This window comes from Streptomyces sp. NPDC059695 (assembly GCF_042733785.1).
Lineage (GTDB): Bacteria > Actinomycetota > Actinomycetes > Streptomycetales > Streptomycetaceae > Streptomyces.
On sequence record NZ_JBHWFF010000056.1, the window covers coordinates 1 to 14,039 of the forward strand.

Below are 14,039 nucleotides of genomic sequence, written 5' to 3' on the forward strand. Positions count from 1 at the left end.
CCCCCCCCCCCCCCCGCCCCGCGCCGCCCCCCCCCCGTCGCCGTGTGCGGGGGAGCGGGTCAGCTCTTCCCGTCCCAGCGGTAGACGGAGTACACGTCCATGCAGGTCGACTTGTCGTCGGCGCCCTCGGGCAGGTCGCCCGCGACGGCCTTCGGCTTCTTGAAGGTGGAGCCCTCGCGCCAGTCGGAGCCCACGACGAGGGTGATGCCCTGCGCCTCGGCGTCGGCGCGCACGGCCGAGTCGGGCAGACCGACCGCCTTCGCCACGGACTGCGCGTTCGCCCTGCCCTGGTCTCCGTCGGCCTTGGGGTAGGTGATCAGCGTGTCCCGGCGGGGCTCGGCCTCCTTGGAGGAGTCGGCCTGGGTGAAGCCCTTGCCCTGGAGGCTCTCGGCGACGGTACGGGCCCGCCCCTCGGTGGGCGGCTGCTCGTCACCGGCGGTGCCGTTGACGACGGTCACCCCGAACGAACCGGGCGCCTCGGCGGGCGTCTTCGGCTTCGCGGAGGGCTTCGGCTTGGTGCCGGCCTTGTCGCCGTTCTTGTCGAGGGCGACGTCGTCGCGGATCATGGAGAACATCTTGTCGGCGGAGGACGGCACGAGCTGCAGCCACTCCTTGGGGCGCTGCGGGTACTCGACCGTCGGGACCGTGGCCGTCGTGAGGCGGTCCAGCTTCACGTTCTTGAGCTGCATCGACAGGTCGAAGAGCTTCGCCACCGTCTTCAGCTCGTCGGAGACCTGGAGGGCGTTCGTGGCCGTCTCCGCCAGGCCCATCAGCCGCCCGGTGTCGCTCCAGGCGTTCTGGCCCTGGAGCTTCTTCATCATCCCGTTCATGTACATGTGCTGGGCCTTGGCGCGGTTCTGGTCGCTGCCGAAGGCGTGCCGGGTGCGCAGCCACTGGAGCGCCTGCTCGCCCTGGACCTCGTGGGTGCCCTCCGGCAGCTTCAGACCGGATCCGCCCTTCACCACCGCGTTCGACTTGTCCCACACGCCGGTCTTCACACAGACCGGGACGCCGCCGACCTCGTCGGCCATCGCCACGACACCGGCGAAGTCGACCATCAGCCAGTGGTCGATGTAGACCCCGGTGAGGGTCTCCCAGGTGGTGAGGGTGCAGCCGGGCCCGCCGCGCTGGAGCGACTCGTTGATGGGCCGGTTCTCGGTGGCGGCGTAGGACTTGCCGTCCTCGTCCTTGCACGCGGGGATGGGCACGACCGTGTCGCGCGGGATCGAGACGATCGAGGCGTTCTGCCGGTCGGCCGAGACGTGCAGCAGCATCTGCACGTCGGCGAGGGGCTTGCGGTCCCGGTCGTTCTTGCCGCCGCCCAGAGCGATGTTCTTGTCGTCCGCCCGGCTGTCGGAGCCGATCAGGAGGATGTTCAGCGGGGTGTCGCCGAGCGCGTTCGGCGCGGCCTTCTTCACGCCGCTCTCGCCGCCCGCGCGGCCACCGCTGCGGATGTTGCCGTTGAGGTGCTCGTAGTACAGGTATCCGGCGCCGGCCGTCCCGAGTATCAGCAGCGACAGCGTGATCGCCGTCCACCGCAGCACCTTGCGTTTGCCGGTCTTCTTGGCCCGTTTGCGCGCGGCGGCGCGGCCGCCCGCCCCCGAGCCGCCACCGCCGCCGCGACGGCGCGCGGCACGGCCCGGTCCCGTGGAGGCGCCGGCCTCCTCCGCGGGAGCGTCGTCCTGCGCACCGGCTGCCTCGCCGGCTGCGTGCAGGTCGTCGTCCCAGCCCAGTTCACGGGCGCGCGGAACGCTTTTCCGCGTTCCCTCCCCACGCACGCTGCTCTGTCCCACCCCAGGTCCCCTCGTCAGTCAGCAGTGCGCCAAGCCCCGGTTTTTCCCGGTCACTTGGCGCACACCTGCTTGTCAGCTGCTACCTTCTCCAGATCCTTCGGCGCCTTTGCCGGTCCGGTGATGGGCACCCCCGCGCCCTTGAAGTCCGCGCCGAGGACGAGCGTCATGGGCTCGCGCTCCCCGGCGTCCTGCGTGCCCGGCTTGAGGGCCGTGGCCGGCAGACCCATCATGTCCGCGAGCTTGCGGGCCTGATCGGCCTGGTTCGGCGCATAGGTGAGCGTGGTCTTCGCCGCCTGCTCGGGGGCGTTGCTCTTGTTGGTGGAGCGGTTCACGCCCTGGGCGTTCTGCAGCCAGTTGAGGGTCGACTGGGCCGCCCCCGTGATGCCGCTGCCGTTGTAGACGTCGACGCGCACCTCGGCCGCGGTGGACCGCGTGCCCTTGAGGAGCGCGGCCTGCGCGTTCTTGGCGTCCTGCTGCTTCTTCTTCACCTCGGTGAGCGAGGTGTCGGACTGGAGCATCGCGAACAGCTGCGGCGCCTTGACCGGGTCGGGGATGACCGTCGCCCGGACCTTCTCCGCCGGGTTGTCGACGACGGGCAGCGTGGTGAACGCGATGTTCTTGGTGTCGATCGACGACAGCTCGCGGGCCAGGGCCTGAAGCTTCGTCAGGTCGCCTATGCCGGAGTCGACGGTGAGGGCGCTCGTCGCCGCGTTGGCGAGGTCGAGGAGCTTGCCCGGGTCCGTCAGGGTGTCGTCCGACTTCATCTGGCGGATCATCGAACTCAGGAACTGCTGCTGGACCTTGATGCGGTCCAGGTCGCTCTCGTTGCCGAAGCTGTGCCGGGTCCGGACGAAGGCGAGGGCCTGCTCGCCCTCGATGACCGACTCGCCGGCGGGCAGCTTCAGATGCGACTTCGGGTCGTTCACGGCCTTCTCGACGCAGACCTTCACGCCGCCGACGGCGGTCGACATCTCCTTGACGGCGTTGAAGTCGGCCATCATGAAGTGGTCGACCGTCAGGCCGGTCAGCTGCTCGACGGTGCGCATGACGCAGCCGGGGTCCCGGCCGTCCTGGCCGAGGCTCACGTTGAAGCGGACGTCGCTCTGGCCGGGGATGGTCTTGATGGTCTTGTCGGGCTGGCGCGTCTGGCACTCGGGGATGTCCGTCTTCATGTCGCGCGGGATGGAGAGCGCCGTGGCGTTCGTCCGGTCCTTGGAGACGTGGAAGAGGATCGTGGTGTCGGCGTGGCCGGGGCTGTTCTTGTCGCCGTAGCCCGCGTTGCCCGCGCCGGTCCGCTTGTCGGTGCCGATGACGAGGATGTTGAAGGGCTTGCCCTTGGCGAAGCCGGCGTCGGTGTTCTTGCCGACGACGTCGACGACGTCGAGGTTGCCGTTGAGCTTGTTGTAGAGGGCGTACGCGCCGGCGGCCCCGCCCACGAGCACGAACGCCATCGCGCCGCCGGTCCACAGGAGGACCTTCTTCTTGCGGCCGGCGCCCTGCTTGCGCTTGCGGCGCCGCTGCGGCGGGATCTGCGCGGCGGCCGGCCCCTCGGGGGCGCGGCGGCGGCGCTGGCCGGGTACGGGTGCCTCGGCGGGCGCGGAGGCGGGTGCCGACGTGGGTGCGGCGGAGGAGGATCTCCGCGGGCGGGACGGGGTCTGCGCCTGCGACTGCCCAGCGGAGCGGTCCAGTCGCAGTTCGTAGTTGCCGGTCTGCGGGTTGAGGACCCACTGGTCGGCGGGGTCGATCTCGTCCGCCCGTCCACGGCTGTGCGCGTCCACGGTTACTCGAGTCCTCCGTCGGTGCCACGCGAGGCGCCTCCCCCACAGGGCGCCGCTCTTCTCGGTCTTCGATCCTTGATGAGTGCGACCACGCGGTCGGGGTGCACCGGATCGCGTCACACTATCCGCCCAGTTCAGCGTGGGGCGACGTCCGTGACAAATTCCACGCCCCTTACAACCGGGCAATTTGCTCAAACCTCATCGCTCTCAGCGATCCCCTTGGGACGGCCTTTACTCGCACACCCCTTCCGCCGCGTTGCGGCCCGTGAAGGTCGGCGTCGTGGAGGGTCCCGGCGCGTCCGGATCGTCGGGCTTCCCGTCCCTGCCGGGCTCTCCGTCCTTCCGGTCGGTCTCGGGCGTCACCAGAACGGGCCTGTCCTCGCGCAGTTGCCTGAACAGATCGCTCGCTGCGGGTTGCACCAGTTCGTCCCGGTTCGCGTCGAGTCGATACGAGCGGCGGGGCACCGTGAGGAACTGCACCTTCTCCGCCGGGATCGCCCGCATCGACCGCGCCAGGTCGTACAGGTCCTTCAGCGAGTCGAGACCCGGGTCCGTGGTGATCGCCTTCGTGGCCGCGTCCAGGACCGGGTAGAGCCTGGTCGGGTTCAGCAGCACCCCGTCGCTCTGCACCTTGTTGACGAGGGCCCCGAGGAACTGCTGCTGGCGGTCCATGCGTTCCGTGTCGCTGCCGTTCCCGAGCGACTTGCGGGCCCGGACGAACCCGAGCGCCTGCTCCCCGTGGAGCGTCTGGCGGCCCGCGGGCAGCTTCAGCTTCGCGTCCGGGTCGTCCACGGGCTCCTTGAGGCAGACCTCCACCCCGTCCACGGCGTCCACCATCTTCTTGAAGCCCCGGAAGTCGATCACCATGTGGTGGTCGACCCTGATCCCGGTCAGCTTCTCGACGGTACGGATCGTGCACGCCGTGCCGCCGAACTCGAAGGCCCAGTTGAACTGGGCGAACTGCTCCCGGGTGCGGGTCCCGTCCGCCGTGCGGCAGCTCGGGATCGTCACCATCAGGTCGCGGGGGAGGGAGACGGCGGTCGCGCTCGACTTCCCCGCCGCGAGGTGCAGCAGGATCGTCGTGTCGGAGCGCTGGGTGCCCTTGTCCCTGCCGTACTTGCGGTTGCCCTCGCCGGCCCGGGTGTCCGAACCGATCAGCAGGATGTTCCGGGCGGCCGAGGTGCCGGCCGGCGGGCGCTCCTTCTCGTACCTCCGCAGCTCGGCGTCGGCGGTGGTGTCCGTGGTGATGTTGTTGTCGAGCTTCCGGTAGAACCACCAGCCGACCCCGGCGGCGGCCAGCACGACGAGCGCACAGCCGAGGGCGGCCCAGCGCAGCCAGTGGCGGCGCCGGCGCGGCGCCTCCGGGGCCCCGGGTGCCGTCTCCCCGTCCTCCGGTGCCGGGGGATCCGGTTCGGCGGGCGTGCCTGCACGGTCCGTCACGTCTGGTCCGTCCTTCATGGCGTCGGCGGAGCGCCGGGCGTCCGCCGGTCACAGAAGGAGACGGCCGAACCCGACGCTTGGTTTCGCGGAAGGAATCGACTCCCCCCGGCCGATCATGTACCGGACCGGGCGCGCGGACCCGGGGACTCGGCGCGGTGCTACTCCGAACGGGGCGCCGAGCGGGGTGGAGGGCCGTCGCGGACGGAGCCGGGCGGCCGTCCGCCGCCCCTACAGCGCCGTGTGCGTGACGCGCTCGCTCTCGATGCGCTTCTCCAGGCCCTCGGCGCCCAGCCGGTCCAGGTTCCGGCAGAGGACGACGGAGCCGCCCGACGCGAGCGGGGCGTACAGGCCCGTCGAGAGGCCCTGCCAGTCGCCGTAGCCGGACCCGGAGAGCAGCCGGGAGCCGGGAGCCAGGCCGAGGGCCGCCGCGTCCGCCCGGGCCTGCTCGACGAGCTGGGCCGCACTGCGTTCCGTACCGTCGACGACGAGCGCCGGACCCTCCGGATCGACCGGTACGAACGGGGCGAACCGGTCGCCCTGGCTCGGCACCTCGACCGCGTAGTCCGCGTATCCGGCGGGCGCCGCCGGGAATCGGCGGCCCAGCGGGGCCAGGGAGAGCGCGATCCGCTCCCCGGAGCAGGCGAGACCCGCCTCCAGGGTGTCCGGCCCCGCGACCACGACGTCCGCGTCCGCGGGATCGCCGCCGATCTCCGCGGTCACGCCGACCGACGCGCAGGCGAGCAGCCAGACGGCGCTCTGCCAGTGCGCGGGCAGCAGCAGCGCGAGCCGGTCGCCGGGCGCGGCGGACAGTTCGCCCTGGAGCAGGTTCGCCGTCTTGGCCACCCAATTGGCGAAGGTGGCGACGGACAATTCCACGCGCTCACCGGTGGCGTCGTCGTAGAAGGTGACCAAGGGGCGGGCGGGGTCCGCGGCGAGCGCGGATCGCAGCAGGTCGGCGGGGGTGCGGTCGCTGGCGTTCACGCCGGACAGCGTACGCGGGCGGGTCTCCCGGGGTCCGCCGTACCGGTGACGCCGTCCTCCGGTCGGACCGACGGCCCGTCAGTTTCCCGGCGGATTCCCGGCGCGCGGATCGGCGCGTCGCTCCGCACGATCGGCCCATGCGTGCCTCACTCGCCTCCTCGATCGCCGTCACCTGTGCGGCGGTGCTCGCCCTGCCGGTCTCCCTCACCGCGCCGGCGGCGGCCTCGGCGCCACCCGCGGCCGCCTCCGCACTGCCACCCGCGCCCGAACTCCCGGGCTCCACCCAGTCGCTGCCGCTCCAGCCGCTCGGCGCCGCCACGCGCTCCCTGGGCGGCGGGGCGACCGGTTCGGGCGAGCAGGGGCTCACCCGACGCGACGTCAGACCCTTCTCGCTCGTCGGCGTCGTCTGGGACGACCCGACGGCCCCGCTGCACGGCACCGTGCAGGTCCGCACCCGTGCCACCGGGGGCGGCGCCTGGTCGGACTGGCAGGACGTGGAGACCCACAACGAGGAACACGGTGCCGACCCCGACACCGCCGAGGGCCACGCCCGGAGGCTCCGCGGCTCCACCGCCCCGCTGTGGGTGGGCGACTCGGACGGCGTGGAGATCCGGGTACGGGGCGAGGAGACGCTCCCGTCGGGCCTGCGGCTCGAACTGGTCGACCCGGGGGAGGGCCCCCCGGAGGGCCGGGAGCGGGCGGCCGAGCCCGAGGCCCCCGCCCCGCACTCCCGCAACGCGGCGATGCCGGCGGCCCCGGCCGCCCCGACCGCGGCGGAGGCGGCGGCGAGCGCGGTGAACGCGCAGCTCGCCCCGTACGGCGCCACCTGGATCCCGGCCCTCTCGAAGGAGGAGACCGAACTCACGGTCCGGAACATGGCCCTGCAGGACGCGGGGCAGACGGCCGAGACCGCGGACACGGTCCAGGCGGCACCGGCGGCCGCGGCGGCCCCGGCGGCGGCCGCACCGGCCGCGGCCGCGGCGAAGCCGTACATCGGCCCCCAGCCCAAGATCATCACCCGCAAGGGCTGGGGCGCCGACGAGAGCATCCGCGAGAAGGGCTTCGTCTACACGAAGACCATCAAGGCCGCCTTCGTCCACCACAGCGCCACCGGCAACAACTACACCTGCAGCAAGGCCCCCACCGTCCTGCGGAGCATCTACCGCTACCACGTCCTGAGCAGCGGATGGCGGGACTTCGGCTACAACTTCGCCGTCGACAAGTGCGGAAACATCTACGAGGGCCGGGCGGGCGGCGTCGCCAAGCCGGTCCTCGGCGCCCACACCCTCGGCTTCAACACCAACAGCATGGGCATCGCCGTCCTCGGCACCTTCACCAAGAGCAACCCGCCGGCGGCCGTCGTGACCGCCGTGGCCCGCCTGACGGCGTGGAAGCTCGGACTGCACGGCGTGAACCCCAAGGGGACCTCCAAGCTGGTCTCGGGCGGCGGAAACCTGTACAAGAAGGGCACGACCGTACGATTCAACTCCATCGCCGGACACCGTGACGGATTCGCCACGGAATGCCCCGGCGCACGCCTCTACGGCAAGCTCGGCACGGCCCGCACGAGCTCGGCCAAGTACCAGGGAAGGCCCTGATGAGGGCACGGATGGGGGCAGGGAGGCAACCATCTGCATAAACTGACCGGTCATATCGCACGGACGACCGAGACGGGCGAGCCGGCCGGCCCCGAACAGGAAGCAGAGACGACAAGGTGACAGAAGCGATCCTCCTGGTCGGTGGCAAGGGCACACGGCTGCGACCCCTCACGGTCAACACGCCCAAGCCCATGGTCCCCGCGGCGGGCGTCCCCTTCCTGACCCATCAGCTGGCCCGGGCCCGTGCCGCGGGCGTCGAGCACATCGTGCTCGCCACCTCGTACCTGGCCGAGGTCTTCGAGCCGCACTTCGGTGACGGCTCCGACCTCGGCCTGAGCCTGGAGTACGTCACCGAGGAGGAGCCCCTCGGCACCGGCGGCGCGATACGCAACGTCGCCTCGCGGCTGCACTCGGGTCCCGACGAGCCGGTCCTCATCTTCAACGGGGACATCCTCACCGGCCTGGACATCCAGGCCCTCGTCGCGACCCACTCCTCCTCCGGCGCGGACGTCTCGCTCCACCTCACCCGGGTCGAGGACCCGCGCGCCTTCGGCCTCGTCCCCACGGACGCCACCGGGCGCGTCACGGCCTTCCTGGAGAAGCCGCAGACGCCGGAGGAGATCGTCACCGACCAGATCAACGCGGGCGCGTACGTCTTCAAGCGCTCGATCATCGACACGATCCCCACGGGCCGCCCGGTCTCGGTCGAGCGCGAGACCTTCCCGGAGCTCCTCTCCACCGGAGCGCACCTTCAGGGCATGGTGGACTCCACGTACTGGCTGGACCTCGGCACCCCGCAGGCCTTCGTCCGCGGCTCCGCCGACCTGGTCCTGGGCCGCGCGCCCTCCCCGGCCGTCCCGGGCCGCTGCGGCGACCGCCTCGTCCTGCCCTCGGCGCGCGTCGCCCCGGACGCCAAGCTGACCGGCGGCACGGTCGTCGGCGCGGACGCGGTCGTCGGCGAGGGCGCGCGCGTGACGGGCTCCACGCTGCTCGCGGGCGCGATCGTGGAGCCGGGCGCGGTGATCACGGACTCCCTGATCGGCGCCGGGGCCCGCATCGGCGCCCGTACGGTCGTCAGCGGGGCGGTCATCGGGGACGGGGCGCAGGTCGGCCCGGACAACGAACTCCGCGAGGGAGTCCGCGTCTGGTGCGACACCACCCTCCCCGCCGGCGCGGTCCGCTTCTCCTCGGACCAGTAACCCCCACCGCCAGCCTCCGCCCCGCCCCGTTGTGGGCAATCGTTCCGCCGTTGTGGGCAATCGTTCCGCTGGGGCGGAACGGGTGGGCACAACGGAACGGCGCCCCTTGCCGGCGCCAGAGGCTGCTGAGCCCTGACCCGCACCACGAGTGACGGCACCCGGTGGTGCGGGCCGGGGCGCGGAACGCGGAGGCGCCGCTGAGCGCGCCGTCCCGTGTGCCCACCCGTCCCGCCCCAGCGGGACGATTGCCCACACGGCAGCGGGCGACGGGCCCACACGGGCAGCAAGGCGCGAGGCGCCACACGCGGGCGGCAGGCCCGCGGCGCCGCGCAGCACGCCCCGCCCGAACCCGGACACCCCGGCTACGCTCATACGCATGGCCGGCCGCTTCGCACCCAGACAGACCCGCACCACAGTCCGCGGCGGCCACGTCCCCGTCCCCCGCTCCCTGGACACCGCGCAGGACCTGGACCTGGGCCTCACCCTCGGGCCGCTCCGCCGCGGCCCCGCCGACCCCACCTTCCGGGTGACCCCGGACGGCTCGGTGTGGCGGACCAGCCGGACGCCGGACGGCCCCGGGACGCTCCGGGTCCGGCTGGCCGCGGCCGGGGCCGGGGCCGCGGCAGGGGACGGCGACGGGCGACGGGCCGAGGCGGAGGCCTGGGGCCCGGGCGCGGCCTGGCTCCTGGACGGCCTCCCGGCGCTCCTGGGCGCCGAGGACGACCCGGCCGCCTTCGTCCCGCGCCACAAACTGCTCCTGGCGACCCACCGCCGCCGCCCGGGTCTGCGCCTGACCCGCACGGGCCTGGTCCTGGAGTCCCTGATCCCGTCGGTCCTGGAGCAGAAGGTCACGACGCACGAGGCGTACGGGTCCTGGCGCCACCTCGTGCGGAAGTTCGGCGAACCGGCGCCGGGCCCGGCCCCCGACGGCATGTACGCGATGCCCGACGCCCGCACCTGGACCCAGATCCCGTCCTGGGAGTGGCACCTGGCGAACGTGGACGGCAAGCGCGCGGCCACGGTCGTCCGCGCGGCGAGGGTGGCGGCCCGTCTGGAGGAGGCGGCGTCGATGGACGGCCCGGCGGCACGCGCGCGCCTGGAGCTGGTCCCGGGCATCGGCCCCTGGACGAGCGCGGAGACGGTCCAGCGCAGCAACGGCGCCCCGGACGAGGTCACCACCGGCGACCTCCACCTGCCCGGCATCGTCGGCTGGGCGCTCGCGGGCGACCGGACGACGGACGACGGGGCGATGCTGGACCTGCTGGCCCCGTACGCGGGGCAGCGCCACCGCGCGGCACGCCTGATCCTCCTCAGCGGCCGCGTGCCGCCCCGCAGGGCCCCCCGGATGACGCCGGGGAACATCTCGGCCCTCTGAGGGCCGGGGCCGCGCCTACCTGACCTCGACGAACTCCGAGGCCGACCGTGCCGGGCGGTCCTTCGGCGGGGCCGCCGGGTGGCCGATGGCGACCGCGCCCATGGGGTCCCAGCCGTCCGGCAGCCCGAGGACGTCCCGTACGACGTCCCGGCAGAACATCGTCGAGGACACCCAGGCCGAGCCGAGCCGCTCGCCGGCGAGCGCCACCAGGAAGTTCTGCACGCCCGCGCCCGTCGCCACCACGAACATCTCGCGCTCGGCGGCGTCCCGGCGCGGGTCGCCGTAGTGGTGGGAGCCGTCCATGACGAGACAGGGCACCGCGAGGTAGGGCGCGTGGCGCAGGACGTCCCCGCGCCGGACGCGCTTCGCGACGGACTCCTCGGACCTGCCGTCCCGCCGCAGGTCCGCGATCCACGCGTCCCGCATGGCGTCGAGCAGCCGCGTCCGCGACGCGGCGGACTCCAGGAGCACGAACCTCCACGGCGTGGTGTGGTGCGGCGCCGGGGCCGTCACGGCCGCGGCGACGGCCCGCCGGACCGCACCCGGGTCGACCGGCTCGGCGGTGAACTCCCGTACGGTCCGGCGCAGCGTCACCGCCTCCCGTACGGCCTCCGAGGTCCCCAGCCGGAACATGTCGTCGGCGGCGGAGCGCACGAGCGCCCGCGCGCCCTCCTCGTCGTCGCCGCCCACCACGTGGGGCAGTCCGCGCACGACGGCGACCGGCAGCCCGGCCGCCTTGCCCTTCACCAGGTCTCCGGCGGCGGCGAGTTCGTCGGCGGTGGCGACCACGGTCGCGCTCAGCGGATTGCCGTGCGCGTCGGTCCCGCCGCGCAGGTCGTCGAGGACCCGCACCCCGGCCGCCCCGATCGCCACGTCGGTGAGCCCGCTGCGCCAGGGCCGCCCGAAGGTGTCCGTGACGACGACGCCGACGTCGACGCCGAGCGCCTCGCGCAGGCCCGAACGGATCCGTCGCGCCGAGGCGTCGGGGTCCTCGGGCAGCAACAGCACGGTCCCCGAGGGGGTGTTGGAGGCGTCGACCCCGGCGGCCGCCATGACGAGCCCCTGCCGGTTCTCGACGATCCGCAGGGCACCGCGCCGGGCCACCACCCGTACCGTCTCGGCGTCGATGGCCTCCTCGCGGTCGCCGGCCGCGATCACCCGCCCCTCCGCCTTGCTGACGACCTTGGAGGTGACGAGCAGGACGTCCCCGTCGGCGAGCTCCGGCGACACGGAGGCGATCAGCTTGGCCAGGTCGTCACCGGCGGCCACCTCGGGCAGACCGGAGAGCGCCCAGACCCGGTACGCGGGCGCGTGCGGGCCGGAACCGATCCCGCCCGAGCCCGCACCGCCACCGGCCGCACCGGCGCCGGTGCCCGCCCCCGACGGCTGCGCCGTCGTCACCCCCGCACCTCCTCGGCCAGCGCCAGCGCCTCGCGCGCCATCGCTGCCGTCGCGTCCGCGTCCGTCATCATCAGCGGCACCGCGCGGCAGGCGATCCCCGCCGCCTCGACCTCCGCGACCGCGCCCGCGTCCACGGTGTCCACGAGCCAGCCGCCGACGAGCTCGGCGCCGTAGTGCAGGGCCACCGCCGCCGCCGTGGACTCCACGCCCACGGCCGCGAGCACCTTGTCGGCCATGCCGCGCACGGGGGCGTCGCCGACGATGGGGGAGAGCCCCACGACGGGCGCCCCGGCCGCGACGACCGCCTCGCGGATCCCGGGCACGGCCAGGATCGTGCCGACGCTCACCACGGGGTTGGACGGCGGGAAGAGGATGACGTCCGCCGCGGCGATCGCCTCCAGGACGCCGGGCGCGGGCTTCGCGGCCTCGGCGCCGACCGGCACGACGGCCTTCGCGTCGACGGAGGCGCGCAGCTTCACCCAGTACTCCTGGAAGTGCACCGCGCGCTGCTCGCCGTCCACCTCGATCGCCACGTGCGTCTCGACGCGGTCGTCGGACATCGGGAGGAGGCGCACGCCGGGCTTCCACCGGTCGCACAGCGCCTCGGTGACGGCGCTCAGCGGGTAGCCCGCGCCGAGCATCTGCGTACGGACGATGTGCGTGGCGAAGTCCCGGTCGCCGAGGCCGAACCACTCGGGTCCGACCCCGTACGCCGCGAGCTCCTCCTTGACGGTGAAGGACTCGTCCGTGCGTCCCCAGCCCTGTTCCTCGTTGATGCCACCGCCGAGGGTGTACATCACCGTGTCCAGGTCGGGGCAGACCTTCAGCCCGAAGAGATGGATGTCGTCACCGGTGTTGCCGATGACCGTGATCTCCGCGTCGGGCGCGGCCTGCTTGAGGCCGCGAAGGAAACGGGCACCACCGATGCCGCCGGCCAGAACCACAATGCGCATGCGGACAGTCTGTCAGCAGGAGGCTGATCGTATGAGGGGTGGTGTCCGGGAGCGGGGTGGCGGCCGGGAGACGGGTGGGCCCGTCAGGCGACCACGGCACCGGGGGCGGCCGGGGCGCACCGGGCCTGGAGCGACTCGTGCATGGACTCGTGCATCGGCATCTCGGTGAGGCCGGGGAAGTAGACGTGCAGGCTGACGGCCGGTTCGAGGGAGTCGTTGACGACCTCGTGGACGTAGCCCGGCGCGAAGACCCGCTCCCCGCCGGGGGAGAGCGTCCGCGTGCCGCGGTCCGTGCGCTCCCTCAGCTCGCCCTCCAGGACGGTCAGCACGCCGGAGGAGACGCCGTGGTCGTGGAGCCCGCTGCCCTGTCCGGGCACCCAGGAGAGCAGCCACACCTCGTAGCCGGGGCCGGTGCGCAGCCGGTGGTACCAGCGGGTGGTGGCGTCGTACTCGACGTACGGGGCCCACTGGGAGCGGTCTGCGGCGATGGAGCGCGCGAGGCCGGCGAACTCGGCCACGGTGACGGGGTGGGCGCGCTCGGGCTGGAGGAGGTGCGGGACCTCCAGGAGGTCGCCGGCGATCTGAAGGTCGCTGTCCATGTTCATGGGTGGGGAGGTTCCTCAGCAGAAACAGAAGCGGTGGGGGTCACGCAAAAGGGGTGACACGGGTGACGCAGGGTGACGCTGGGAGAAGAAGCTGGAGCTCTACGGCATCAACAGCTGGGACAGCAACAGCAACAGCGCGCCTGGACAGCGCGGCGGAACCCACGGCTGTGGGTCGCGGAGGGCGCTGCGGTCGCTGGCATGCCACCAAAGGTGGCCGGACGGGCACCCGACTGTCAACTCAATGCCCGATTTGGGGGTAATGTTTCACCTCATCCGGTTACTGCGCGCGGAGAAAGGTTTGCTCAGGCGCGGACCAGGACAGATGGCGCTTCGACCGCGCCCGTAAACATGGGCAGGCGTGATCGGACTGTGATCCGGATCGCTTCCATGGCTGGATCGCAACAAGATCCAAGTCTCGGACGTCCTCCCTCGTGAAGGAGGCGCGGCGCGGTCAAGCCGGTGGCATCTGTCATGTTTTTGGTGATTTGAACACTTTCCGCATAGGCTTGGTTCCGCAGAGTGAATACGGGGCCCAATAGCAGATCTCGGCTTGACTCGCACAGAGCACAAACTTGTAATTTCACTCGTGTCGTTCGGCCGGGTCCGTCCCGGCAACATCACGGGGACGTACAGAACAGACGAGGGGCGCACATGACCGAGTTGTTCCAGGAACTGCTGGTCGAGGACGCGGACGAGGAACTCGGCTGGCAGGAGCGCGCGCTGTGCGCCCAGACCGATCCCGAGTCCTTCTTCCCCGAGAAGGGCGGCTCGACCCGCGAGGCCAAGAAGGTCTGCCTCGCCTGCGAGGTCCGCTCCGAGTGCCTCGAATACGCCCTGCAGAACGACGAACGGTTCGGCATCTGGGGCGGCCTCTCCGAGCGCGAGCGACGCCGCCTGAAGAAGGCCGCCGTCTGAA

The 14,039-nt window shown here is 72.5% G+C and carries 11 protein-coding genes; 4 read left to right on the forward strand and 7 right to left on the reverse strand.

What is annotated here, in order from left to right:
* Positions 1–59: 59 nt before the first annotated feature.
* From ACFV2S_RS36285 to ACFV2S_RS36300, 4 genes are all read right to left on the reverse strand, one after another.
* Positions 60–1,793 (reverse strand): LCP family protein, encoded by a 1,734-nt coding sequence (locus ACFV2S_RS36285; protein ID WP_385569995.1) that lies wholly within the window; start codon positions 1,791–1,793, stop codon positions 60–62.
* Between the two features lie 50 nt (positions 1,794–1,843).
* A complete protein-coding gene (locus ACFV2S_RS36290) occupies positions 1,844–3,571 on the reverse strand; it encodes an LCP family protein (RefSeq protein WP_385569999.1) in 1,728 nt (575 codons plus the stop codon).
* Positions 3,572–3,802: 231 nt separating this feature from the next.
* Complete coding sequence (locus ACFV2S_RS36295) at positions 3,803–5,011, reverse strand: LCP family protein (RefSeq protein WP_383786042.1); 1,209 nt, start codon at positions 5,009–5,011, stop codon at positions 3,803–3,805.
* A gap of 228 nt (positions 5,012–5,239) precedes the next feature.
* Positions 5,240–5,992 (reverse strand): TIGR03089 family protein, encoded by a 753-nt coding sequence (locus tag ACFV2S_RS36300; RefSeq protein ID WP_385570004.1) that lies wholly within the window; start codon positions 5,990–5,992, stop codon positions 5,240–5,242.
* A gap of 137 nt (positions 5,993–6,129) precedes the next feature.
* On the opposite strand from ACFV2S_RS36300, the gene ACFV2S_RS36305 reads away from it, so the two are divergent.
* The 3 genes from ACFV2S_RS36305 (at position 6,130) to ACFV2S_RS36315 (ending at position 10,164) form a co-directional block, all read left to right on the forward strand.
* Positions 6,130–7,590, forward strand: coding sequence for a peptidoglycan recognition protein (locus ACFV2S_RS36305; RefSeq protein ID WP_385570008.1), 1,461 nt, complete (start codon positions 6,130–6,132; stop codon positions 7,588–7,590).
* Positions 7,591–7,706: 116 nt separating this feature from the next.
* Positions 7,707–8,789, forward strand: a complete 1,083-nt coding sequence (locus ACFV2S_RS36310; protein ID WP_383786051.1) for a sugar phosphate nucleotidyltransferase — start codon at positions 7,707–7,709, stop codon at positions 8,787–8,789.
* A gap of 376 nt (positions 8,790–9,165) precedes the next feature.
* Complete coding sequence (locus ACFV2S_RS36315; RefSeq protein WP_385570014.1) at positions 9,166–10,164, forward strand: DNA-3-methyladenine glycosylase family protein; 999 nt, start codon at positions 9,166–9,168, stop codon at positions 10,162–10,164.
* Positions 10,165–10,179: 15 nt separating this feature from the next.
* Here ACFV2S_RS36315 and ACFV2S_RS36320 read toward each other — a convergent pair whose 3' ends face one another.
* The 3 genes from ACFV2S_RS36320 to ACFV2S_RS36330 all read right to left on the reverse strand — a co-directional run bounded on the left by ACFV2S_RS36320 (position 10,180) and on the right by ACFV2S_RS36330 (position 13,123).
* Entirely contained in the window at positions 10,180–11,493 is a 1,314-nt protein-coding gene (locus tag ACFV2S_RS36320) for a coenzyme F420-0:L-glutamate ligase (protein ID WP_385570072.1), read from the reverse strand.
* A gap of 68 nt (positions 11,494–11,561) precedes the next feature.
* Positions 11,562–12,518, reverse strand: a complete 957-nt coding sequence (gene cofD, locus ACFV2S_RS36325; protein ID WP_385570018.1) for a 2-phospho-L-lactate transferase — start codon at positions 12,516–12,518, stop codon at positions 11,562–11,564.
* 83 nt (positions 12,519–12,601) lie between these two features.
* On the reverse strand, positions 12,602–13,123 hold the full coding sequence (locus tag ACFV2S_RS36330; protein WP_385570023.1) for a cysteine dioxygenase: 522 nt from the start codon (positions 13,121–13,123) through the stop codon (positions 12,602–12,604).
* A 651-nt stretch (positions 13,124–13,774) separates the two neighbouring features.
* Between ACFV2S_RS36330 and ACFV2S_RS36335 the strand changes: the two genes are divergently transcribed.
* Positions 13,775–14,038 carry a WhiB family transcriptional regulator gene (locus ACFV2S_RS36335; RefSeq protein ID WP_015033978.1) on the forward strand — a complete coding sequence of 88 codons (264 nt, stop codon included), beginning with the start codon at positions 13,775–13,777 and terminating at the stop codon, positions 14,036–14,038.
* The last annotated feature ends 1 nt before the right edge of the window (position 14,039 follow it).